At 31.7% G+C, this 22,949-nt stretch carries 25 protein-coding genes; 18 read left to right on the top strand and 7 right to left on the bottom strand.

What is annotated here, in order from left to right:
• Positions 1–275: 275 nt before the first annotated feature.
• A complete protein-coding gene (locus NAT47_RS07995) occupies positions 276–1,988 on the top strand; it encodes a tetratricopeptide repeat protein (protein ID WP_250581875.1) in 1,713 nt (570 codons plus the stop codon).
• A gap of 25 nt (positions 1,989–2,013) precedes the next feature.
• Here NAT47_RS07995 and NAT47_RS07990 read toward each other — a convergent pair whose 3' ends face one another.
• The 4 genes from NAT47_RS07990 to NAT47_RS07975 are packed head-to-tail and all read right to left on the bottom strand — an operon-like array spanning position 2,014 to position 5,785.
• A complete protein-coding gene (locus NAT47_RS07990; RefSeq protein ID WP_250581874.1) occupies positions 2,014–2,820 on the bottom strand; it encodes a YaiO family outer membrane beta-barrel protein in 807 nt (268 codons plus the stop codon).
• A 51-nt stretch (positions 2,821–2,871) separates the two neighbouring features.
• Positions 2,872–4,323: a glycosyltransferase family 2 protein gene (locus tag NAT47_RS07985; protein ID WP_250581873.1), complete on the bottom strand. Its 1,452-nt coding sequence runs from the start codon at positions 4,321–4,323 to the stop codon at positions 2,872–2,874.
• A complete protein-coding gene (locus tag NAT47_RS07980) occupies positions 4,320–5,405 on the bottom strand; it encodes a HEAT repeat domain-containing protein (RefSeq protein WP_250581872.1) in 1,086 nt (361 codons plus the stop codon). Before NAT47_RS07980 ends, NAT47_RS07985 begins: the two co-directional genes overlap by 4 nt.
• A 5-nt stretch (positions 5,406–5,410) precedes the next feature.
• Positions 5,411–5,785, bottom strand: coding sequence for a response regulator (locus tag NAT47_RS07975; protein ID WP_250581871.1), 375 nt, complete (start codon positions 5,783–5,785; stop codon positions 5,411–5,413).
• A 458-nt stretch (positions 5,786–6,243) separates the two neighbouring features.
• Between NAT47_RS07975 and NAT47_RS07970 the strand changes: the two genes are divergently transcribed.
• From NAT47_RS07970 to NAT47_RS07905, 14 genes are all read left to right on the top strand, one after another.
• Positions 6,244–7,140, top strand: a complete 897-nt coding sequence (locus NAT47_RS07970; protein WP_250581870.1) for an AraC family transcriptional regulator — start codon at positions 6,244–6,246, stop codon at positions 7,138–7,140.
• 126 nt (positions 7,141–7,266) lie between these two features.
• Positions 7,267–8,388: a muconate cycloisomerase family protein gene (locus NAT47_RS07965; RefSeq protein WP_250581869.1), complete on the top strand. Its 1,122-nt coding sequence runs from the start codon at positions 7,267–7,269 to the stop codon at positions 8,386–8,388.
• Between the two features lie 10 nt (positions 8,389–8,398).
• Entirely contained in the window at positions 8,399–8,689 is a 291-nt protein-coding gene (locus NAT47_RS07960) for a muconolactone Delta-isomerase family protein (RefSeq protein WP_250581868.1), read from the top strand.
• A gap of 40 nt (positions 8,690–8,729) precedes the next feature.
• Positions 8,730–9,659 (top strand): dioxygenase family protein, encoded by a 930-nt coding sequence (locus NAT47_RS07955; RefSeq protein ID WP_250581867.1) that lies wholly within the window; start codon positions 8,730–8,732, stop codon positions 9,657–9,659.
• A 122-nt stretch (positions 9,660–9,781) separates the two neighbouring features.
• The gene (gene pcaD / locus NAT47_RS07950; protein WP_250581866.1) at positions 9,782–10,570 is read left to right on the top strand and encodes a 3-oxoadipate enol-lactonase; all 789 of its coding nucleotides are present in this window, start codon (positions 9,782–9,784) and stop codon (positions 10,568–10,570) included.
• 4 nt (positions 10,571–10,574) lie between these two features.
• Positions 10,575–11,921 (top strand): 3-oxoacid CoA-transferase, encoded by a 1,347-nt coding sequence (locus tag NAT47_RS07945; RefSeq protein ID WP_250581865.1) that lies wholly within the window; start codon positions 10,575–10,577, stop codon positions 11,919–11,921.
• 11 nt (positions 11,922–11,932) lie between these two features.
• Complete coding sequence (locus NAT47_RS07940; RefSeq protein ID WP_250581864.1) at positions 11,933–12,451, top strand: FUSC family protein; 519 nt, start codon at positions 11,933–11,935, stop codon at positions 12,449–12,451.
• A 4-nt stretch (positions 12,452–12,455) separates the two neighbouring features.
• Positions 12,456–13,664, top strand: coding sequence for a 3-oxoadipyl-CoA thiolase (pcaF, locus tag NAT47_RS07935; protein WP_250581863.1), 1,209 nt, complete (start codon positions 12,456–12,458; stop codon positions 13,662–13,664).
• Between the two features lie 17 nt (positions 13,665–13,681).
• The gene (locus tag NAT47_RS07930) at positions 13,682–14,224 is read left to right on the top strand and encodes a TetR/AcrR family transcriptional regulator (protein ID WP_250581862.1); all 543 of its coding nucleotides are present in this window, start codon (positions 13,682–13,684) and stop codon (positions 14,222–14,224) included.
• Positions 14,225–14,303: 79 nt separating this feature from the next.
• A complete protein-coding gene (locus NAT47_RS07925) occupies positions 14,304–14,615 on the top strand; it encodes a hypothetical protein (RefSeq protein WP_250581861.1) in 312 nt (103 codons plus the stop codon).
• A gap of 6 nt (positions 14,616–14,621) precedes the next feature.
• The gene (locus tag NAT47_RS07920) at positions 14,622–15,206 is read left to right on the top strand and encodes a Crp/Fnr family transcriptional regulator (protein WP_250581860.1); all 585 of its coding nucleotides are present in this window, start codon (positions 14,622–14,624) and stop codon (positions 15,204–15,206) included.
• Between the two features lie 75 nt (positions 15,207–15,281).
• Positions 15,282–16,157 carry a pirin family protein gene (locus NAT47_RS07915; protein ID WP_250581859.1) on the top strand — a complete coding sequence of 292 codons (876 nt, stop codon included), beginning with the start codon at positions 15,282–15,284 and terminating at the stop codon, positions 16,155–16,157.
• Positions 16,158–16,201: 44 nt separating this feature from the next.
• Positions 16,202–16,732, top strand: a complete 531-nt coding sequence (locus NAT47_RS07910; protein WP_250581858.1) for a YceI family protein — start codon at positions 16,202–16,204, stop codon at positions 16,730–16,732.
• A gap of 107 nt (positions 16,733–16,839) precedes the next feature.
• Positions 16,840–17,460, top strand: a complete 621-nt coding sequence (locus tag NAT47_RS07905) for an L-threonylcarbamoyladenylate synthase (RefSeq protein ID WP_250581857.1) — start codon at positions 16,840–16,842, stop codon at positions 17,458–17,460.
• A 41-nt stretch (positions 17,461–17,501) separates the two neighbouring features.
• On the opposite strand, the gene NAT47_RS07900 is transcribed toward NAT47_RS07905, so the two are convergent.
• From NAT47_RS07900 to NAT47_RS07890, 3 genes are read right to left on the bottom strand one after another with little or no spacing between them, the layout of a single operon-like run.
• Positions 17,502–18,341: an OmpA/MotB family protein gene (locus NAT47_RS07900; RefSeq protein ID WP_250581856.1), complete on the bottom strand. Its 840-nt coding sequence runs from the start codon at positions 18,339–18,341 to the stop codon at positions 17,502–17,504.
• Positions 18,342–18,395: 54 nt separating this feature from the next.
• A complete protein-coding gene (locus NAT47_RS07895; RefSeq protein ID WP_250581855.1) occupies positions 18,396–19,406 on the bottom strand; it encodes a glycosyltransferase family 2 protein in 1,011 nt (336 codons plus the stop codon).
• Positions 19,403–19,852: a type I restriction enzyme HsdR N-terminal domain-containing protein gene (locus NAT47_RS07890; protein WP_250581854.1), complete on the bottom strand. Its 450-nt coding sequence runs from the start codon at positions 19,850–19,852 to the stop codon at positions 19,403–19,405. Before NAT47_RS07890 ends, NAT47_RS07895 begins: the two co-directional genes overlap by 4 nt.
• Before the next feature lie 62 nt (positions 19,853–19,914).
• Here NAT47_RS07890 and holA point away from each other — a divergent pair, with 62 nt between their 5' ends.
• The 3 genes from holA (at position 19,915) to ettA (ending at position 22,935) form a co-directional block, all read left to right on the top strand.
• A complete protein-coding gene (holA, locus tag NAT47_RS07885; RefSeq protein WP_250581853.1) occupies positions 19,915–20,919 on the top strand; it encodes a DNA polymerase III subunit delta in 1,005 nt (334 codons plus the stop codon).
• A gap of 78 nt (positions 20,920–20,997) precedes the next feature.
• A complete protein-coding gene (locus NAT47_RS07880) occupies positions 20,998–21,180 on the top strand; it encodes a CAL67264 family membrane protein (RefSeq protein ID WP_026725732.1) in 183 nt (60 codons plus the stop codon).
• A gap of 63 nt (positions 21,181–21,243) precedes the next feature.
• Positions 21,244–22,935 carry an energy-dependent translational throttle protein EttA gene (gene ettA / locus NAT47_RS07875; protein WP_250581852.1) on the top strand — a complete coding sequence of 564 codons (1,692 nt, stop codon included), beginning with the start codon at positions 21,244–21,246 and terminating at the stop codon, positions 22,933–22,935.
• Positions 22,936–22,949 lie beyond the last annotated feature (14 nt).

The following is a 22,949-nucleotide window of genomic DNA, read 5'->3' as shown; positions in this document are numbered from 1 at the left end:
TTATGGTAAATTTCTTCATCAAATAAGGATTTTGGTTATAATTTTATCAGTAAGTTTTTGTTGTAATTTTGTTTTGATTAAGCAAGGAGTGGTCAGAAAATCAACTTTAATTATTGTTTTAGTAAAATTAATTATTTTCTAAAATTGTCCCCTAAATGTCTCCTTTTACAATCTGTATTTTTTTTGCTCCAGTTGTAATTTAGCGGCTCAAATTTAAAAAAGTTTAGATTAAGTAAAGTATATTTCATACTTTCGCTCTTCAAAGTAGCCATTATATGAAACTATCTTATTATCTTGTTTTTTGCTATTTTTCTTTTTTTTTGGTAAATGCTCAAATTATTGTCCCAAAAAATGGTAGGCTAAATGACCATTGCAAAGCCTTAATTAAGCAAGAAAAATTTTTCCCATCCGATACGGCTTCTTTAAAAAAATTTATAACACCACTTTCTAAAAACAGGAATTTTATTCCCCTTTATTATGCTTTTTTAGCAAATGGTTATGTTGCTTTTCAAGATAATGTAAAGTCAAAAGATAAGGTTTTGTATGAGAAATCTATAAAGTTAGCGTCTCAATTAAATGATAATTCGTTAATTGTTTGGACTAAATATAATTATATAACCCATCTTTACAAATACCGAAAGTACCAAATAATGCAGCCTATTTTGTTAGATCTATTAGAGGATTTAAAAAATATTGATAAAAAGCAGATTATTTTACCTGAGGAAACATTTAAAACTATCGGATGGATAATGCAAACATTTTTAGATTATGATGAATCAGATTATTATTTAAATTTAGCATTAAAATATTGTGAGTCCAACTCGTCAAATCAGGCATCTTTGTTAGATAATTTGGGAATAAATTATTACAAGAAAGAAAATTTCACAAAGGCTTTACAATATTTTGATCGAGCGAAAGATATTGCTATTAAAATTAATGATAGTCTTCGATTGGCTAAAACACTTGGTAACAAGGCTTTAGTTTTTGAGAAACAAAAAAAATATGAACTAGCTATTCAACTTCTAAATGAAGATATTAGAATTTCAAAAATACTTAAAGAAGATAAAAATACAATGTTTGCCTTGACTGCTTTGGGTAGAATTTATTTGCAATTAAAAAAGTTTGATGCGGCAACTTTAGTTCTCAAACAAGCTTATGATATAGCTATTTTAAAACCATATTTTAAAAGATCTGAATTAGAAATAATTCTGCTTAAGTTAGAGTTGCTGAAATTACAACCTAATGATGTTAATGAATTAAATTTAAGAAGACGTATAGCGGTTATAGAAGATTCCTTAAAAAGTACAGATGGCGATGAGCAAATACAATTTTTGAAGTGGCAAATTCAAAAGGCAAAGTTCCAAAAGAAGTTGAGCGATGCAGAAATAGAATATAACAAGCTAAAAACCAGAAAACGAGTATTAGGAATCATTATAGTATTCTCCAGTATAATGCTATTGTATATCTATTATCTTCAAAGAAAGAAGCATTTCAAGCTTAACGAGGCATACGAAAATAGAGTTTTAGAATTAGAAGAGCAAAAAACACAGATAGAAAACAAGCTAAAGGCTTCTAGTGAAAGTTTTAAAAATCAGGTAGAGTATTTGAAGGATAAAAATATTCAAATCAATAAGCTTAAAAATGAAATTGAGAAGATTAAGTATTCTTCCTCATTTTACTTAGAAGCAAAGAGAGGAAAACTGAACGCTTTACTAGAGTCACATCTGATGACGGAAGAAAATTGGATGAGTTTTAAACGTCAGTTTGAAAATGAATATCCCGAGTTTAGTAGTTACTTGAAAACCAATTTTCCTTCCTTAACTAATTCTAACTTAAGAATAATCTATTTACAAAAACTAGGATTTAGTAATTTAGAAATTTCAGAAATCCTTGGAATTACATTAGACGCTGTAAAAAAAGCTAAACAGCGACTTAAAAAAAAGCTGAGTGATAAGCATGAAATTTTGTTTAGTTTTAAAAAAAATTAGAAGAATTTTCAAAATACAAATACTATTAAAAGCTATGTATTAAATTAAAGTAAATATCGAATTGATTGAATTTGGCACCCGTATTAAAATTATTTCTATTGTAAACAGAGGTTACTGTTAACTTAAATTTTTCAAAGTTTTTTTCATAAGCTAATCCTGAAAAAATAGTTTTATTTATAATGAAATCGTCTGCTAAATCAATATTTCTGCTATCAGGAGCATTGCCAAAGCCAGTTACAAGTAATAAGTTATCCCGCTTTTCATTGAGAAAATGGCGCCATTGCATTATGTTAGAATAATACATTTTATCGCTAGTAAAAGTCAGAAAGTTTCTGAAAGAAATTCTATTTTTTTCAAAATCTTTAGTAAATCCAATGATGGGCGTAACAAGATTGAAATTTTGAGCCGCTAAAAATTTACTTCCTGTTTCTAATTCCCAACTACGGCCTAAATTGCTGTAAAATTGATAAAACAATTCGTAATTAGGAAACAATTCCTTATCGGATATACTTGCCCCAGCAAAAGAATAGTAATTTTTACCATGTTTAACATACATCTCGGCATCGTATTTAAAACTATTTATGGAAGCTCTTAATTTCATATTAACTCTCACTACAAAAGTGAACTTCAGATTTTTAGATTTTTTTAGATAAAATAGTGAAGTAGTGCTCATTTTTTCTATATTTCCACTGTAGAAACTCTGTACTTCAGAAAGGCCTATTTGATTTAATGAACTCATTTTCATTAATGAGTCCGTTTCAGTAAATTGAAGATTTTCTTCCTTTCGCTTCTTTTCTGTTAGTATTTCTTGTGAAAAGATTGAGCAACTCATTAGTATTAGGATGATACCAATCTTTATTTTAAATGCAAAATGTAACATATCTTAAATATTATTAAATCCTTTTCTAGTCATTACTCCCCATTTTTTTTTCTTTCCAGTTACTTCGTCAAAAAAACCTTTTATGCTACAATATAAAATAATAGGGTGATACATTATGGGTTCTAAAATTGCCATTGTTGCAATACCTAATGTTACAAAGCTATTTTGATAATATTTAAAAACTTTTCTATCTAAAAAAACGGCTGTAAAACTTAAACCTACATAAAAACTTATTATAACAACAACTAAGTATAGCATATTCAAGAACATAATCGGATCGTAAAAAAAGCAATAAATCATTATCAAAAAACCAGTAAATTCGATGAATGGTGACAAAAATTCTACAAAAAAGTTATAAGGATAAATTACCATTCCCATGATTCCATACTTTGGATTGAATAGAACTCGTTTATTTTTTTTTAATATTTGAACAAGCCCTCTAGACCATCTAATACGTTGTCTTACAAGAATTTTTAATGACTCTGGACCTTCTGTCCAACATAAAGTTCGGGGAACACTTCTAACACAGTAAGGTTCGTTGTTTTCTTGCATGTAAATAATCATTCTAAAAACCAAATCCATGTCTTCTCCTAACGAATTATTATCATATCCCCCAATTTTAAGCACAATCTCTTTATCAAATAACCCCAATCCACCAGAAATATTTGGAACCGCATTTAAAAAAGACCATGCCATTTTACCCAAAACAAACGAACGTACATATTCTAATTCTTGAAATCGAACTAATAATTTTTTTGGCACTCCGACTTTTTCAATTGTCCCTCTCTTTACAAAACTTGAGTTTGACATTCTAAGTGTTGCTCCCACACCAATACATCTTTTCTTTTCATTCAATACCACATCCATCATAATTAGTAATGTGTCAAAATCTAAGATGCAATCAACATCAATATTTAAAAAATAATCATATTTCGCTAAATTAAGTCCGGCATTAATAGCATCGGCTTTTCCGCCACCATTAACTTTATCAATTACTACCAAACTTTTATAAGCTAAATTCTTAGACTTATATACTTTTTTTATGGGTGCTGTAAGAATTATAGTCTCGAAAAAATATTTTGTTTCTTCTAAATCGAATTCTTTAATTAGTTTTTCTAGAGTATCGTCTTTACTACCATCGTTAACTACTATTAGTTCAAATTTGTGGTAGTTTAATGATAATAGAGAATGTACATTGTCAATAATAGTTAAAGACTCATTATGTGCTCCTGTGATAATACTAATTCCTGGAGCATGATTCATTAAAGCTAATTTTTTACTCTGGGAAAAGTTCTTTTTGAATAAATAACGTTTAATTGCAATAAAGGAAAATACGTTTGTTAATATTAAACTACCAAACAGTCCAATAGTTAAAATTCTAGTTGTGTTATTGTAAGTATTTGAAGGATAAAAAGTCTCAAAATAATGTTGTAAAAGTGTAAGAATATCGGTCATATTACTTTTAATTCTTCTTTGGTTGATTTTTCAATATCGAAATTGTAAATTCTTTTTTCTAATGCTGTAAAGGAATAACTTACTCGATTTAGTCCAATTATAGCTGCTTTTTTGATTGAGATATTAGTTTCGTTTTCGATTAAATTCTCTAGGAATATAATCACATTTTTATTTTTGTATCCTAAATATCCTAAACTTCTGATGATTTCTATTTTACATTTTTTTTCACTTTCTATTTTAAAAATTTGTATCAGAAATTCGATAGCATCTGTATCGTTTATGATTCCAAGAGTTTTAATTAATTTAATTCTAACTCTAGAATCGGTGGAAATATTGAGCATAATTTGAATTGCTGTAGATGCATTTTTTTGTTTATAATGTCCACATAAATCAAGAGCTAAAAGTATTAATGAGTTATCATATTTTGGATCAATCCATTTACTAAAGTTGATTACAGGTGCTTCAATATTATTAGTAATTAACTGAAAATATTCTAATTGTTGCCAAGGTGTTAAAGGTTCGTTTGTAAAATCAAGAAATTCATATATGTCTAAGTCGTTGTATATATTTAGGGTGTATGAATTTGCTAATTCTCTTACTTCTGGACTTTTATGTTTTTGAAGCGCCTTAATTTTTTCTCTGTCAACTTTTATTTTAAATCGATTGAGCCTCTCCAATGCGTTTAAAATTGAATTTACTCTATTGCTATCTAAATCTTTAATATCATTGATATGAAGATTAATAGATTTATATATTTCTGTTAGAGCTTCAAATTCTTTTCCTTTTAAGAATATTGCATATTCTTTTAAGGTTTTAATGAAAATAGTTTTCATTCTTTTTTTTTCTAGAACTTTTAATTGTTTTATAACATGATTTTGTTTTAATTCAATTTTGTTCTCGTTTAAAATGAGTTCGCTTAGCAGTTCATTGAAGATATTTTTGATTTTCTTATTTTTTTTGTCATCAAAAGCAATTGGATTATTATAAATAAAAATCAATAACATTCCAATATTAACTACTACTATATTGAAAATAAAGATACCTATCAAAGTATCTGGTATATTATTTATTAGCTCTATCAAGACATTTATTTATTATTAATTAATTCTGATAATTTTCCAATTCTACAAATCATTTCAACTGGTGTAAATGGTTTTTCAATCATATCATCTATTCCCATTTGATATAATCTCAACATATTATCAGGAGTAAAATTATCTGATAATACGACAATTTTTGTTTTTTTGTGATCTTCTTTAGATTTAATCAGAGCAATAAGTTCAAAGCCAGAATAGTATTGCAAGTGAATGTTAGTGATAACAATATTGAAAACCTCCTCAGATAAGTAATCAAAAGCTTCTTTTCCGTTAGATGCTAATTTAATTTCATAACCTTCCTTTTGTAGGATATGAAAAATTAAATTCTTTATTATTTCATTTTTTTCAATGACAAGTATTTTCATGGCATTAGTTTTAATGTGTAAATATAAATTTCACATCAGTTTTCATGATTTGTATTAGTGTAGGTATATTCACTTTATAGATTTTCGGGCAAAAAATCAATAATATTGACTCCTAAAAGGGGGTAGTTAAGAAGCGGGCGCAAATATACCAATAACATAGGTTAACTTATTGTTAAATTAAAATTAAAATTTGATATTTTTTTTGATTTAGTTCTATTGTTTAATTTTAAATTAATTACGATTAAATATACAAAAAGAAATATAAAAAATTAAAAATTTTATAAATATTTTTATAAATTATTGAGTATATGTAAATTTGTTGATTGTGTTTTTTGAACTTATATGAATTTTTGAAGTGATATAAAATGATATATATCTTTTTTAATTAAAATTATAGACTTACTAGATTGGTTTTTAATGAGTTTATTTCTTATTTTTGGAAGGATTAAGAATTGGATATGAAAAGTACTAGTCGCACTTTTTTTGAAGGATTATATGGTAAAAGTTCTATCGAATTTGTGAAAGGTTTGGTGTATATTTACCCTTTTGGCGTTATTGGAAAAGAATTCAATAACAATATTAAACCTCATATTCATAATAATCAGTTTCAAATTTTTTTAATAATAAAGGGGAGTACAGTGTTAATTCATAATGGTGAAAAAATTCCTGTCACGGCTCCTTCCTTTATAACAATTCCTAAAAATACTGAACACGGCTTTGAACACCAAACAGAAATGAAAGGCTGGATTATTAGTCTCTCCGATGTCGTTTTAGAACACATGATAAAAAGAGAAACTGAGGCTGTTATAGCGCTAGAAACATTTCAATTAACGGAAGTAAAAAAAGATACGTATTCAGAAGTTATTTTTCAAAATATGCTCGAATGTATAGAGGAATATCATCAGGAAAATATAGGTAAATTATTGATGCTGGAAAGTATGATAGGTAAAATTATTGTACAATTAAGTCGTCTTCCCAAAAGTACACCCCTAAGGATATTCAATAAAGACAATTCTTCAATCATTCATTTCAGAAGGTTCTCACAGCTCATTCGTGAAAGTCATACCTATAAAAAAACCATCGAACAGTATGCTTCGGAACTCCATATTACTACGGGACATTTAAACCGAATTTGTAATATCATTGCGCAACAGCATCCTAAAGAAGTCATTATGGATTATTTCATTAACGAATCAAAAGTTTTATTATCCGACATCGAAAAAAGTATTAATGAAATTTGTTACAGTATCGGTTTTGAAGATCCAAGCTATTTTGCAAGAATTTTTAAAAAGAAAACAGGGGTAACCCCAAATGAATTTCGAAAAAGCATTGGGGTAAAGCCAAAATCTTCATAAAGTAATATTTGTCGCAGTAATAAAATAAAAGTCCTATAACCGACATATGTTTTCTTGATAATTTTGCTAATCAAGTAAGTAAGTGCTTACTAATCACAAAAAAACACTTACTAAGTAAACAAACATATGTCACAACTAAAAATCACTCATATTGAGACTTTTATTGTTGATTTACCAACAATCAGACCTCATCATTTATCGATGACGGTAATGCGAAACCAATCCATTGTGGTTATCAGACTTTTTTCATCTGACGGTATTGAAGGCATTGGCGAAGCTACTACCATAGGGGGTATTTCCTATTCCGATGAATTTCCGGAAGGAATAAAACTCGCTATCGATACCTATTTTACTCCTTTGTTAATAGGACAAGATCCCACACAGATTAATTTTCTGATGAAGCTACTCGATAAAAATGTTTCGGGAAATAATTTCGCCAAATCAGGTATTGAAACCGCCTTGTTAGATGGTCACGCCAAAAGATTAGGAGTGCCACTACACAATTTATTTGGTGGTGCTATTACAGAAACTTTACCAGTTTTATGGACCTTAGCTAGTGGTGATACAGAAAAAGACATTGAAGAAGCTAAAAAGCTAATTGCCGAAAAAAGACACAATGTTTTTAAACTTAAAATCGGTAGAAAAAGTCCTAACGAAGATGTACAACACGTTGCAGCTATTAAAAAAGCATTAGGACAAGATAGTAAAGTTACGGTCGATGTCAATCAAGCGTGGAGTGAGCAAGTGGCCAAACAAGCCATTAAGAAATTACAAGAAGCTGGTATTGATCTAATTGAACAACCCTTAGCAAAATATAATTTTGAAGGTTTAGCTCGTTTAACTTCTTATTTTGAAGTACCTATCATGGCAGATGAATCGGCAGCCACGGTTCAAGATGCTTTTAAATTAGCAAAACTTCATGCGGCTAGCGTTTTTGCTTTAAAAATTTCAAAATCGGGAGGTTTAACCAATATTGCCAAACAAGCGGCTATTGCTCAAGGAGCAGGTATTTCTTTGTATGGTGGTACCATGTTAGAAGGTACTATTGGTACCGCTGCTTCGGCACATCTCTTTGCAACACTACCCAATTTAGATTGGGGTACGGAACTTTTCGGCCCGTTGTTATTAACCGACGACATTGTTAAAAAGCCAATCAAATTTGAAAACTTTAGCCTAGAACTTCCAAAAGGTTCAGGATTAGGAGTGGAGTTGGATATGAATCAAGTAGAAAAATACAAACGAAAATAAAAAAAATCAAATGGTATACGTAGTAGAAATGGAGGTAAATATCCCCGAATCTTGGAGTCAAGAAAAATTAGCGGATTATTTGGCCAGAGAAAAAGAATGCTCTCAGAAATGGCAATCTTCAGGAAAATGGAAATACTTATGGCGCGTGGCGGGTAAGTATGCTAATATTTCCGTTTTGGAAGTTGATGGTCCAGACGAATTGCATCAGATTATCAGTTCATTGCCATTGTTTCCATACATGAATATCAAAGTAACTAGTGTATGTAAACACCTAAATGCAATCAGAGAAACAATTATTTAATTTTTTATACAAACAATAACCACAAAAAACATCCAATATTATGAAAAGAATAGAACAAGCTCGTATCGATGCTGTGTTAGATTACATTAAATCTAAAGAAACTCCAGGTCAAGGAAATGAAAGAGTAAAAGAAGTAGTAAACAGATTATTAAAAGATTTGTTTAATGCTATGGCCGATTTAAATATTACTTCTGAAGAAATGTGGCATGCTTGCGATTTCTTAGGTGAAATTGGTAGAAATGGAGAATGGGGACTAGTTTTCGCTGGAACAGGAATTGAACACTTCATCGATGTAATGATGGATTGGGAAGATGAGCAAGCCGGAATTAATGCTAAAACACCTCGTACTATCGAAGGTCCTTTATATGTGGCAGGTTCGCCGGAATCTAAATCGTATGCAGAATTAGAAACAGTTTCAGAAGAAGGAGCAGAGCGTTTATACATGAGTGGATTTGTAAAAGATGAAAACGGAAATCCGGTTGAGGGAGCTAAAGTTGAAGTTTGGCATTGTAACTTAAAAGGTATGTATTCTCATTTCGATTCCACACAGCCGGAGTTTAATTTAAGAAGAGCAATTGTTACTGATAAAGATGGTAAATATGAATTCAAATCGTTCTTGCCTGTAGGATATTCTTGTCCTCCGGGAGGTTCAACTGATACTTTAATGTCGCTTTTAGGGCGTCATGGTTCAAGACCAGCTCACATTCACTTCTTCGTAACAGCGCCTGGATTTAGAAAATTAACTACCCAAATTAATATTGAAGGTGATCCCTTAACATTCGACGATTTTGCTTTTGCAACTCGTGAAGATTTAGTACCACCAGTAGTGAGAATCCCCGCTGAAAAAGCTGCGGAATATGGTAAAGAGGAAGCTTTCGCTAAAATTGAATTCGATTTTAACATGGTAGTTGATAGAGAAAATATTGCTGCTGGTGAAAACAACAGATCTAGAGCTTCTGTTGGGGCTTAAGCCGTATTTTAAATAATATTAATTACGACTAAAGCTGATGTAAGTCAGCTTTAGTTGCCTCCTAGAAAATGTTTTTACAAAAATGAAACGGACAAAAAATATTCAAATATTAAAAAGATAAAATGCCTAAAATTAAATTAAGTCATTTTGAATGCCATTATCTTTTTGAAGACTATGGAAAGGAAATTACTTTAGTTTTTTCTAATTCATTGGGAACTAATTTTTCAATGTGGGACGAAAATATTCCGTATTTGAAAGAACATTTCAATATCCTGCGTAGCGATACTCGTGGACATGGAAAAAGTACCATTGATCAAGAAATAGTTGCAGTGGAAAAATTAGGAAATGACGTCATAGAGTTATTAAATTACCTAAAACTAGACAAAGTAATTTTTTGTGGTTTATCCATGGGAGGATTAATAGGGCAATGGTTAGGAATTCACTATCCGGAAAGATGTAGTGGTATTGTTTTGTGCAATACAGCGGCAAAAATTGGCACAGAAGAAGGTTGGAATATTCGTATTACTCAAGTAACTAACCACGGATTATCCAGTATTTTGGAAGGCACGGCTCAACGTTGGTTTATTGAAGAATACCGAGAAAAATATCCTGAAAAAGTAACGCAAATTCTTCAGAATTTCGAAAATAATAGCGTACAAGGTTATGTTGCCTGTTGCGCCATGGTGAGAGACGCCGATTTTAGAACGGAATTAAACCATTTAAAAGTACCTTCTTTGATTGTATGCGGAGCACAAGACGAAGTAACTACCGTTACAGACGGTACTTTTTTACAAGAACAAATTCCCAATGCACAATTGGTAGTAATGGAAGCGGCTCACCTTTCTAATCTTGCTAATCCCGAAGAATTTTCGAAACATATTATTCATTTCGCACAACATTTAACACAATAAAAACATGAAGACGATACCTCAAATAACACTACAGGAAGCTGCAGCTATGGTAAAGGACGGAGATATATTGCTACAAGGTGGTTTTGGAATGACAGGGAATCCTGTTCATCTGATGCACGCTTTGGCAGAAACACAAACCAAAAATCTAACTTTCATTGGAAACAATGTGGGAGAAGTTGGTATTGGTGGAGGAAGACTATTAAGAAATGGTCAAATAAAAAAAATGATTGGTTCATTCTTTACGTCAAATCCTGAGGCTGTAAAGGCAGCCCAAGACGGAGTAGTAGCATACGAATTGTTACCACAAGGCACATTAGCCGAAGCTATCAGAGCGGGTGGAGCTGGTATTGGTGGCTTTTTTACGCCAACTTCTGCCGGAACGGAATTGGCTAAAGATAGAGAAGTGAAAATATTAAATGGAGTAGAACAAGTTTTTATTCCGGCGATTAGAGGAAATGTTGCTTTTGTTCGTGCTTGGAAAGCAGATACAGCTGGAAATCTTCAGTACCGTATGACGGAACAAAATTTCAATCGTGCTATGGCAACGGCTGCAGATTTAGTAATCGCAGAAGTGGAAGAAATTGTACCTGTTGGAGAAATTGCACCGGAATGCATTCATACACCGGGTTCTTATGTAGACTTTTTGGTTCAAGCAACTTTAACTTTAGAAGATTTAGGTAGTTCTGCAACCGTTTCCTCTAGTAAAAAAGTGTCAGAATCTCGAATGAATATGGCTAAAAGAGCTTTACAAGAACTTAAAAGAGGGCATGTAGTGAATTTAGGAATCGGTATCCCAACATTAGTAGCCGATTTAATTTCTGAAGAAGATGAAATTATTCTGCATACAGAAAATGGAATGTTAGGCGTGGGGCCAGCGCCAACCGATGGTGGAGGTGCGATGGATTATCCCGTAAATGCTGGAAAAGTTCCCGTAACGGCTTTAAAAGGATCTTCGTATTTTGATTCTGCCGATTCATTTGCTATGATCAGAGGAAAACACATTGATGTGGCTATTATGGGAGGTTTGCAGGTTGATGAAGCGGCAAATTTAGCCAATTGGGCGGTACCGGGTCAACCTTTATTAGGAGTGGGTGGCGCGATGGATTTAGCTTCTGGAGCTAAAAAATTAATCATCACTATGACGCACAATGAGAAGAATGGTGACGCAAAAGTGGTTCCCGTTTGTGATTTACCATTAACCGCCTTAAAAGCGGTAGACATGGTAATAACTGATAAAGCGGTATTTGAGTTTATCGATGGAAAACTAACGCTAACCGAATTAATGCCGGGTGCTACGTTAGAAGATGTTAGAGCAACCACTACAGCCAATTTTATAGAACGATTAGCTTAATTAATTTCTAAATGCTGCAAAAAATAATACGATATAGTATAGGTTCTGATTTAGTTATCTATGTGTTTAGATGTCTAATAGGTTTTTTTATTGGATATCATCTGTATTTAAATTTCAGCGAATATGAAATGTATTGGACTTTACTTTCCATTATTTTAGTTATTTCACCCGAAGCAAAAGATGCAAAACGCTTATCAATAGAAAGGTTTAAATCTAATTTAATTGGATCTATACTAGGTTTGGTTTGTTTTATCATCCATGAACCAAATCTTTATTTGATGTTGATTGGAATTATAATAACAGTTATTATTTGTTATGGTTTTAATCTTATGAATGTTGCCCGAACAGCTATGGTAGCTTTTATTATTGTTACTATAAGTGAACAAACTCAACTGACTTGGTTAGCTGCAGTTTATCGTTTTACTTCTGTTACTGTAGGCTGTTTTATTGGATTATCAGTTACTTTATCAACATCTATTTTAATTAACCATTTAAGAGGAAAAGTTAATCTTCCTTATGAAAAATTATAAAATCATGAAAACAGAAGCTTACATAATAGATGGAATACGAACCCCTATTGGAAATTTTGGCGGAACTTTAAGTGCTGTTAGAGCCGATGATTTAGCGGCATTAGTAATTGAAGAATTAGTAAAGAGAAATCCAAATATACCTGCAGAGGCTATAGATGATGTTATATTAGGATGTCACAATCAGGCAGGAGAAGATAACAGAAACGTTGCCAGAATGGCCGCTTTATTGGCAGGATTGCCGGTAACTGTACCAGGAGAAACTATCAATCGATTGTGTTCTTCAGGTATGTCAGCTATTATTCATGCCAACCGCGCAATCAAAGCAGGAGATGGTGAAATTTTTATTGCAGGAGGAATCGAACACATGACGAGAGGTCCTTTGGTAATTTCTAAATCATCAAAGGCTTTTGGAACCGATTCTAAAATGGAGGATTCTTCTTTTGGTTGGCGTTTTGTAAATCCTAAAATGCAGGCCACTTACGGAACTGATCCCATGGGAATTACGGCTGAAAATTTAGTAGAAATGTATGGTATTTCTAGAGAGGACCAAGATAAATTTGCCTTGGCATCTCAATTAAAAGCTGCCGCTGCCACGGAAAATGGAAGATTGGGCGAAGAAATCGTTCCAGTTGCTATTCCTCAAAGAAAGGGCAAACCATTAGTTTTTTCAAAAGATGAATTTATTAGAGGAAATTCAACTTTAGAATCGTTGGGAAATTTAAAACCAGCTTTTAAAAAAGATGGTACCGTAACAGCTGGAAACGCTTCTGGATTAAACGATGGAGCCGCTGCAATTTTTGTAGCCTCAGGTGAAGCTGTTGCACAATATACCTTAAAACCTTTGGCTAGAATCGTAGCTTCGGCAGTAACAGGAGTAGAACCAAGAATCATGGGAATAGGACCTGTTACAGCTACTCAAAAAGCGCTTAAAAAAGCGGGATTAACTTTGGATGACATTGATGTAATGGAATTTAATGAAGCTTTTGCAGCTCAAGCTTTGGCGTGTACTAGGGCATTAGGTTTGCAAGATGATGATCCAAGAATTAATCCAAATGGAGGTGCTATTGCTCTAGGGCATCCACTAGGAATGTCGGGTGCTAGGATTACTTACACGGCAGCTTTAGAATTACACAAAAAGAATGGTAAATATGCATTAGCTACCATGTGTGTAGGGGTAGGGCAAGGCTATGCAGTTATTTTAGAACGAGTTTAATGTAATTTTTAATATAAATGAGTAAAAAGCAGGACATATTAAATGCCGCTTTAAAAGTATTTACAGAATTAGGTACTAAGGCTGCTTCTACAAGAACTATAGCATTAGAAGCAAATGTGTCTGAAGCATTGATTTTTAAACATTTTAAAAGTAAAGATAATCTGATAGAAGAAATTTTGAAATGTGGTTATCGACAAGCTACCAAATTAGTGGCCCAACATGTTTCCTATAAATTTCCTAAAGAATATATCTCTAATTTGCTGGATTTGCCAAAAATTCTTGTGCTCAACAATAAGGATTTTTGGCAAATGCAATATAAAATAACCCCACTTAATTCACTAGCCATGATGCACCATCGGCATTTTATGACTTCAAGTCATGAGATGTTAACAAAAGCATTTTCAGAGTTAGGATATTCTAAACCAGAATTAGAGGCTGAAATTGTATTAATGATGATTGATGCATTGTGGAAACACATTGCTTCAAATGATTTAGAATCTGATTATATTGAAGAATTAATATTACGCATTAAAGAAAAATATCATCTTTTAACTAACTAATAAAAAATTAATTTCTTAATTTAGGTTAAGGTTTTGCAAATCCAACTTAATGTAATTTTGTTGCGTAAAATGAATCATTATGCAAGATTTGAATTTTTTAGTTGTAGGCACTAATACTGAGATTTTAAACACATTACATCGAGTAATTCAACAAAATTATTCCTGGAAAGCTTCTATTTGTAATAAAATAAATGATTTTTATGATGTAATTCATCAGCAAACCTTCGATGTAGTTTTATTAAGTTGCGGTATACCTAATTTAGAAGAGCAAGCCATTCAAGAATATACAGCTGTTCATTTTCCTAATACGAAAACAATAATGCATTTTGGAGGAGGAAGCGGTTTGTTAAAAAATGAGGTATTTTATGCCTTTAATCAAGAAATTAAATAATTCAGTATGGGTTTAGAGTCTATTTTAAATAATGTAAAAAAGTATGTAACTCTGACCGATGAAGAAGTAAATATTTTTACAAATTTACTGGTAATACAATCGGTTCCTAAAAAAACACTTTTATTACAAGAAGGGTCTGTTTGTGATTTTGAAGCTTTTGTAAATAAAGGTTGTCTTCGCACTTATTACATAGACGAGAATGGATTTGAGGTTATTCTCCAATTTTCAATTGAAGATTGGTGGGTGAGTGATATAGCTTCTTTCAGCATGCAACAACCGTCTCAATTGTATATTGAAACACTTGAAAATTCTGAGTTATTTATTTTAACTCCTGAAACTAAAGAACAACTTTTGGCTCAAGTTCCTAAATTTGAGCGTGTTTTTCGGTTGCTCTTACAACGAAACTTATCAGCGACTCAAAATAGATTAATACAAACTATTTCAAAACCGGCCCAAGATAAATATTTAGAATTTTTAAAAAAATATCCTACGTTGCCTCAAAGAGTAGCCCAACATTACATTGCTTCTTACCTTGGAATATCACCTGAATTTTTAAGTAAGATTAGAAATAGATTAGCAAAGAATTCTTAAAATTCATTTCTTAATCTAGTTCAATGTTTTTTGTTTTTTACCGTCTTAATTTTGTACTATCAAATTGGAATAAAAATGGATAGAAAAAGTTTTTTAAAGAAAGGATTGTTTGGTACTGGAATGTTTGCTGCTTCAGCAGTTTTAGGGAATGTTTTGGTAAATCAAAATGATGAAATTGAGAAACCAGAAGTATTAGGTTTTAATCATATTCCCAATACCGATTCTAAATTTTTAGAAAATTCGATTCTTCATAAAGCCAATACTCGTGGTTATGCAGATCATGGTTGGTTAAAAAGCAGACATACTTTTAGCTTTGCTAATTATCATAATCCAGAACGTATGCATTTTGGTGTATTACGTGTTTTGAATGATGATATTGTAGATGCAGGTAGAGGTTTTGGAACACACCCTCATGACAATATGGAAATCATCAGTATTCCTTTAGAAGGTGATTTAGAACACAAAGACAGTATGGGAAATACCACTGTGATTAAAAATGGTGATGTCCAAGTTATGAGTGCTGGAACCGGTGTTTTTCATAGTGAGTTTAATAAAAATCAAGACAAATTGGTAAAGTTTCTTCAAATTTGGGTTTATCCAAATAAACGAAATGTAACGCCAAGATACGATCAAATTTCACTAGATATTGCTGCTAGAAAAAATAAATTTCAGCAAATACTATCTCCTGATCCCAATGATGAAGGCGTATGGATTCATCAAGATGCTTGGTTTCACATGGGGAATTTTGATCAAGGAATTTCTAGTTCTTACACATTAAAGAAAAAAGGAAATGGGGTTTATGTATTTGTAATTAAAGGAGGAGTTATCATATATACACAGCAACTTGAAGCCAAAGATGGATTTGGAATTTGGAATGTCGATCAATTTGATATCAAATCAACGGCTTCAGATACAGAGCTTTTAGTAATGGAAGTACCTTTAACCTTATAAAAATTAAATAATTTAAAAATAATAACACAATAAATTTTAAAAGTATGGCAAAATCAGCATGGGCAATAGACCCAACACATTCAGAAATAGGTTTTAAAGTAAAACACATGATGTTTACTAATGTTTCAGGTAAATTTAATTTATTTGACGCAACAATTGAAAATGAAGACGATCATTTTGAAACTTCAAAAATCAATTTTTCAGCAGAAGTTAATTCTATCGATACAAATAACTCTGATAGAGATAATCACTTAAGAAGTGCAGATTTCTTTGATACGGACAATTTTGCAAAACTAACTTTTGTTAGTACTTCAATTTCTAAAGTAAATGAAGGAAACTACATTATCAACGGTGATTTAACCATTAAAGATGTTACAAAGAGTATTTCTTTAGAAACAGAATATAGTGGATTAATGAAAGATCCATGGGGAAATACAAAGGCAGGACTATCTGTTAATGGTAAAATAAACAGAAAAGAATTTGGTTTAACTTGGAACGCAGCTCTTGAAACAGGTGGCGTTTTAGTAGGTGAGGAGATTAAGTTAGTTGCCGAAATCCAACTTATTAAACAATAATTTTATACCTTTGTTTAGGTAAAAATCATTTTTTTTAGTTTTAGATTTTAAAGTGAAAATGTTATTTTTATAATGTTTTTCACTTTTTTTTAATCAATCGGTTCTATATGTCTGAATTCATCAAAATATACGAAGATAAGCCTAGCGAAGCTGCTATAAAAAAAGTAGTAGATGTTCTAAAGGATGGAGGTTTAATTATTTATCCAACCGATACCGTGTATGGATTAGGTTGTGATATTACCAATTCTCGAGCTTTAGAAAAAATTGCTAAAATCAAAGGAATTAAGTTAGAAAAAGCCAATTTTTCATTCGTTTGTTCTGATTTGAGTAATCTTTCAGATTATGTGAAACAAATTGATACATCGACTTTTAAAATTTTAAAACGTGCTTTACCTGGTCCTTATACCTTTATTTTGCCGGGAAATAATGATTTACCTAAAGAATTCAGAAAGAAAAAAACAGTAGGTATTCGTGTTCCTGATAATAATATCGCGAGAGAAATTGTAAAACTATTAGGAAATCCAATTGTTTCTACCTCCATTCACGATGAAGATGATGTTATAGAATATTCTACAGATCCTGAATTAATCTACGAAAAATGGAATAACAAGGTAGATTTGGTTATCGATGGTGGTTATGGAGATAATGTAGCTTCAACTATTATTGATTTAACAGGCTATGAACCGGAAGTTATTCGTGAAGGAAAAGGAAGTTTGGATGTTTTATAAAAAAAAAACGCTTTCAATTTTGAAAGCGTTTTTTTTTACTATTATTTACCATCACTTAAATTCTTCATTTCCTTTTCTATCATATCATAGAATTGATCAATTTTAGGCATAATAATAATTCTTGTTCTTCTGTTTTTTGCTCTGTTAGCAGGGGAGTTGTTATCTACAAGTGGAATATAAGAACTTCTTCCAGCTGGAATCAATTGTTTAGGACTCACACCTAAATCATTGTGTAAAACTCTAACGATAGAAGTAGCTCTTTTAACCGATAAATCCCAGTTGTCTAGTAAAACTGCATTTTTGATTGGAACATTATCCGTGTGACCTTCTACCATACATTCAAAGTCGGGCTTACTGTTAATTACTTTTGCTACTTTAGAAAGAACACCTTTAGCTCTGTCGCTAACTTCATAACTTCCCGATTTGAAAAGTAAATTGTCAGCTATCGAAATCATAACGACACCTTTCTCAACATTGATATTGATATCTGGATCGTCAATACCAACCTCACGTTTTAAACTTGTAACTAAAGCTAATGTAACACTATCTTTCTTAGTTAATGCATCTTGTAAACGTGAAATTTTTAGATCTTTTTCTTTTAAACTTTCTAAAGATTTCTCAAGATTTTCAGCACCTTTAGTTGTTAATGTTGTTAAATTACCCACATTATTTATTAAGTCCGAATTATTTCTCTTTAAGAAATCGACTTGTTGGGCTAAAGCTTCTCTTTCAGTTAAACATGTATTTAACTTAATTGTTGCTGTGTTTAATAAATCCTGAATTTCTTTGTTCTTAGCTTCTAATTCGCTGTATTTTTTCTTTGAAACACAAGAACTAAGCGAAATAGCAGCCACTGCGGCAAATAACATTACTTTTCTCATACGATACATATTTTTTTACAAAATTAGGTTGAAATTGTTAATAAAGAACTTTTTTTAAACTAAACTGTTGTTAAAAATTTTCGCAAATACCTTGCCATTTTTGATAAAGTAACGAAAAACAATACTATTTATTTTATAATAATTTGGATTTTGTTTAGCGTTACGCTTTTTATAAATTTGATTTACAAGAGTATAAAATGCAAAATGGGATTTTATAATTGCCCAACAATGTTTGAATTTTCCTTTTAAAATAAATTGAATACCAGCTAATCCATCTAAGCATAAACGCATAAAAATGACAGGAAATAGTTGATTTTTCGGTAAATTTTTAGTTAACATTAATAATGAATTTCTAAAATTTAAAAAGGTTTTTCTTGGATTTCCATCGTTTAATGTTGCGCCCCCTACATGATACACTATTGATTTTGGTGTATATTTTATTGTGTAGCCCAAATTAAAAGCTCTCCAACATAAATCTATTTCTTCTTGATGGGCAAAGAAATCATCATCAAAACCATTTAATTTGCGATACACGTCTTTACGAATGAAGAAACAAGCACCCGTTGCCCAAAAGATTTCAATCTCATCATCATATTGATGTAGGTCTTCTTCTATAGTATCAAAGATTCGTCCACGGCAAAAAGGATAACCAAATTTATCTATGAAACCACCAGCACCACCAGCATATTCAAAATGGGTTTTCTTTTTGAAATCTAATAACTTAGGTTGGATAATTGCTGTTGCAGGTTGATTTTCAAAAATTTGTAAAATAGGAACCAACCAATTTTCAGTAACTTCAATATCTGAATTTACTAAAGCATAATATTCTTCTTCTACAAATTTCAACGCTTCATTATATCCTTTTGCAAATCCAAAGTTTCCTGTATTTTGAATAATTTTTACAGTTGGAAATTGGTTTTGAATCACTTCAATAGAAGTATCAGTCGAAGCATTATCAGCGACATAAATCGTAGCTTCATCAGAAAATGCAATTACCGAAGGTAAAAATTGTTCTAACAAATTGGATCCGTTCCAGTTTAATATAACTACTGCTATTTTTTTCATTGATTTGAATATTCAGGGAGTTCTCTTAAGAAAACATATTTCTCATTCTCAAAATCCATTTGGCAAAAGTAATGATTTAGTCCATTGGTAACCATTAAATATTTCGCTTTCAAAACTAAGTTATAACGCGCAATTTGATCAAATGTTTGTTGGGAAATAGAAACTTCGGGCGCTTTGCATTCAATTAATAAAAATATTTCCCCATTAGGTTGAAAAACAACACTATCATATCGTTTACTTAAATCGTTAATTTTGATTAATTTTTCAACATTTATATATGATTTTGGATACTTTTTATCTTGTAACAAAAACTGAACTACGTGTTGACGCACCCATTCTTCGGGAGTAAGAAGAATAAATTTTTTTCTGATTTCATCAAAAATAGACACTTTATTTTCACTATTTTTGAACCGAAAGGAATACGTTGGAAAGTTCAACTTTTGCATAAAGCAAAAATAGTTATTTTAAACAAACTGCCAACTGCTCTGAACACTGAATACTTAAAGCAATGGATGAAGTAATTCAAATTACAAAAGATATAAAAGCAGGAAACATTAAACCCATTTATTTTTTTATGGGCGATGAGCCCTATTATATTGATAAATTAACCGAGTTTATTGAGCAAAATATCTTGCAAGAGCACGAACGCGATTTCAATCAAACGATTTTGTATGGTCGCGATGTTACCATGGAAGATGTGGTAGGAAATGCGAAACGTTATCCAATGATGGCCGACCGTCAAGTGGTGGTGGTTAGAGAAGCCCAAGAACTGTCGAGAACTATTGATAAATTAGAAGCTTATGCCGAAAACCCACAACCCACAACCGTTTTGGTTTTTGCTTACAAGTACAAGACTTTAGATAAACGAAAAAAAATCACTAAACTTTTAGACAAAGTCGGAGTAGTTTACGAAAGTAAAAAAATGTACGAAAATCAGGTTGGTGATTGGATTAAACGCGTTTTATCAGGTCAAGGATATAGTATTGAACCTAAAGCAGCCGCTATTTTAGTCGAATTTTTAGGAACGGATTTATCAAAAATCAATAATGAATTAGAAAAACTAAAAATTATTCTTCCAAAAGGACACACGTTTACACCAAAAGATATCGAGGAAAATATTGGTTTTAGTAAAGATTACAACAACTTTGAGTTACGAAAAGCTTTGGGTGAAAAAGACCAAGTAAAAGCGTATAAAATTATTGATCATTTTTCTCAAAACCCAAAAGACAATCCAATTGTAGTTACAACAGGATTAGTATTTGGTTTCTTCTCACAATTATTGCAATATCACGGATTAAAAGATAAATCGCAGTTTAATGCCGCTAAAGTTTTAAAAGTGAGTCCTTATTTTGTTAAAGATTACGAAGTAGCATTCCGAAATTATCCCATGAAAAAAGTAAGTGCTATTGTAGCGGCTTTACGCGATATTGATGTTAAAAGTAAGGGTGTAGGCGCTTCCTCAATGTCGCAACACGATTTATTAAAGGAAATGTTGATTAAAATTTTCAATTAATACAAAGCATAAAAAGTTTTAAAATTTGTACCTTCGCAGTCCTAAATTTTACAAAACTTTTGTTAAAAATACTGAATTATGGGAATGAATAAAAATACAATTTTGGCTTGGGCCACTTTTATTATGATTCTAATGGGATTATTGTTAATAGGCTTAGGTATTTACAGATATGCCGATGTAGCAGGTTGGGGCTTCTCTGCTGTAGGCGTTGGTTTTTTTGCTATTGCTTGGGTTTTTAATGCTTTAAAGGGGAGAGTGTAAGTTAGTGCGCAGCCTCAGTAATCAGTGTTCAGTTTTTCTAAATTCTAAATTCATAATTTTAATATGTCAGACGATAAAAAAGTCATTTTCTCCATGCAAAAAGTAAGCAAAGCTTACCAAGGAAGTGACAAACAAGTATTAAAAAACATCTATTTGAGTTTCTTTTACGGAGCTAAAATTGGTATTTTAGGTTTAAATGGTTCAGGAAAATCTTCTTTATTAAAGATTATTGCTGGCGTTGATAAAAACTACCAAGGTGATGTTGTTTTTGCGCCAGGATATACTGTGGGTTATTTAGAGCAAGAACCAAAATTAGACGAAACTAAAACGGTAATTGAAGTAGTTCGTGAAGGAGCTGCTGAAATCTTCGCTTTATTGGAAGAATTTAATAAAATAAATGACGATTTTGGTTTGCCAGAAGTTTATGAAGATGCAGATAAAATGCAAAAACTAATGGATCGTCAAGCAGAATTACAAGACAGAATTGATGCTTGTGGAGCTTGGGAAATTGATAATAAATTAGAAATTGCAATGGATGCACTCCGCACACCAGAAGCGGATACACCTATTGCAGTATTATCAGGTGGAGAAAAACGCCGTGTGGCTTTATGTCGTTTATTATTACAACAACCTGATGTATTGTTATTAGATGAGCCAACCAACCACTTGGATGCGGAATCCGTACTTTGGTTAGAGCAGCATTTGCAACAATATGCTGGAACCGTTATTGCAGTTACGCACGACCGTTATTTCTTAGATAACGTCGCGGGTTGGATTTTGGAATTGGATAGAGGAGAAGGTATTCCATGGAAAGGGAATTATTCTTCTTGGTTAGACCAAAAATCAAAACGTTTAGAACAAGAAGAAAAAGTAGCTTCAAAACGCAGAAAAACATTAGAACGCGAGTTGGATTGGGTGCGTCAAGGAGCAAAAGGACGTCAAACCAAACAAAAAGCTCGTTTACAGAATTACGATAAATTGTTGAACGAAGACCAAAAAGAATTAGACGAAAAATTAGAAATCTACATTCCAAACGGACCTCGTTTAGGAACAAATGTTATTGAAGCTAAAAATGTAGCAAAAGCATTTGGAGATAAATTGTTATACGATGATTTAAATTTTGTATTGCCACAAGCGGGAATTGTTGGAATTATCGGTCCAAATGGTGCTGGTAAATCTACTATTTTCCGAATGATTATGGGAGAAGAAAAACCAGATTCAGGTTCATTTACAATTGGAGATACTGTTAAAATCGCTTATGTAGATCAATCGCATTCCAATATTGATGTGAATAAATCCATTTGGGAAAACTTCTGCGATGGTCAAGAATTGATTATGATGGGCGGAAGACAAGTAAATTCGAGAGCGTATTTATCTCGTTTTAATTTTGGTGGAAGTGATCAAAACAAAAAAGTAGCTACTTTATCGGGTGGAGAACGAAATCGTCTTCACTTAGCTATGACATTGAAAGAAGAAGGAAACGTGTTATTACTGGATGAGCCAACCAATGACTTAGATGTAAATACTTTACGAGCTTTAGAAGAAGGTTTAGAAAACTTTGCAGGTTGTGCAGTTATTATTTCGCACGACAGATGGTTTTTAGATCGTGTTTGTACGCATATTTTAGCTTTTGAAGGAGACTCACAAGTGTATTTCTTTGAAGGAAGTTTCTCTGAATATGAAGAGAATAAAAAGAAACGCTTAGGAAAAGATGTAGTACCAACTCGAATCAAATACAAAAAATTAACACGATAAACATTTGTTATAAA

Source organism: Flavobacterium fragile (genome assembly GCF_023634865.1).
Taxonomy (GTDB): Bacteria; Bacteroidota; Bacteroidia; order Flavobacteriales; family Flavobacteriaceae; genus Flavobacterium; species Flavobacterium fragile.
This window is presented reverse-complemented; position numbering and strand designations above follow the sequence as displayed.

Coding starts and splice junctions, on each gene's coding strand:
- NAT47_RS07995 (WP_250581875.1), top strand. CDS start 276: ATGAAACTATCTTATTATCTTGTTTTTTGCTATTTTTCTTTTTTTTTG.
- NAT47_RS07990 (WP_250581874.1), bottom strand. CDS start 2,820: ATGAGTTGCTCAATCTTTTCACAAGAAATACTAACAGAAAAGAAGCGA.
- NAT47_RS07985 (WP_250581873.1), bottom strand. CDS start 4,323: ATGACCGATATTCTTACACTTTTACAACATTATTTTGAGACTTTTTAT.
- NAT47_RS07975 (WP_250581871.1), bottom strand. CDS start 5,785: ATGAAAATACTTGTCATTGAAAAAAATGAAATAATAAAGAATTTAATT.
- NAT47_RS07970 (WP_250581870.1), top strand. CDS start 6,244: ATGAAAAGTACTAGTCGCACTTTTTTTGAAGGATTATATGGTAAAAGT.
- NAT47_RS07965 (WP_250581869.1), top strand. CDS start 7,267: ATGTCACAACTAAAAATCACTCATATTGAGACTTTTATTGTTGATTTA.
- NAT47_RS07960 (WP_250581868.1), top strand. CDS start 8,399: ATGGTATACGTAGTAGAAATGGAGGTAAATATCCCCGAATCTTGGAGT.
- NAT47_RS07955 (WP_250581867.1), top strand. CDS start 8,730: ATGAAAAGAATAGAACAAGCTCGTATCGATGCTGTGTTAGATTACATT.
- pcaD (WP_250581866.1), top strand. CDS start 9,782: ATGCCTAAAATTAAATTAAGTCATTTTGAATGCCATTATCTTTTTGAA.
- NAT47_RS07945 (WP_250581865.1), top strand. CDS start 10,575: ATGAAGACGATACCTCAAATAACACTACAGGAAGCTGCAGCTATGGTA.
- NAT47_RS07940 (WP_250581864.1), top strand. CDS start 11,933: ATGCTGCAAAAAATAATACGATATAGTATAGGTTCTGATTTAGTTATC.
- pcaF (WP_250581863.1), top strand. CDS start 12,456: ATGAAAACAGAAGCTTACATAATAGATGGAATACGAACCCCTATTGGA.
- NAT47_RS07930 (WP_250581862.1), top strand. CDS start 13,682: ATGAGTAAAAAGCAGGACATATTAAATGCCGCTTTAAAAGTATTTACA.
- NAT47_RS07925 (WP_250581861.1), top strand. CDS start 14,304: ATGCAAGATTTGAATTTTTTAGTTGTAGGCACTAATACTGAGATTTTA.
- NAT47_RS07920 (WP_250581860.1), top strand. CDS start 14,622: ATGGGTTTAGAGTCTATTTTAAATAATGTAAAAAAGTATGTAACTCTG.
- NAT47_RS07915 (WP_250581859.1), top strand. CDS start 15,282: ATGGATAGAAAAAGTTTTTTAAAGAAAGGATTGTTTGGTACTGGAATG.
- NAT47_RS07910 (WP_250581858.1), top strand. CDS start 16,202: ATGGCAAAATCAGCATGGGCAATAGACCCAACACATTCAGAAATAGGT.
- NAT47_RS07905 (WP_250581857.1), top strand. CDS start 16,840: ATGTCTGAATTCATCAAAATATACGAAGATAAGCCTAGCGAAGCTGCT.
- NAT47_RS07900 (WP_250581856.1), bottom strand. CDS start 18,341: ATGAGAAAAGTAATGTTATTTGCCGCAGTGGCTGCTATTTCGCTTAGT.
- NAT47_RS07895 (WP_250581855.1), bottom strand. CDS start 19,406: ATGAAAAAAATAGCAGTAGTTATATTAAACTGGAACGGATCCAATTTG.
- NAT47_RS07890 (WP_250581854.1), bottom strand. CDS start 19,852: ATGCAAAAGTTGAACTTTCCAACGTATTCCTTTCGGTTCAAAAATAGT.
- holA (WP_250581853.1), top strand. CDS start 19,915: ATGGATGAAGTAATTCAAATTACAAAAGATATAAAAGCAGGAAACATT.
- NAT47_RS07880 (WP_026725732.1), top strand. CDS start 20,998: ATGGGAATGAATAAAAATACAATTTTGGCTTGGGCCACTTTTATTATG.
- ettA (WP_250581852.1), top strand. CDS start 21,244: ATGTCAGACGATAAAAAAGTCATTTTCTCCATGCAAAAAGTAAGCAAA.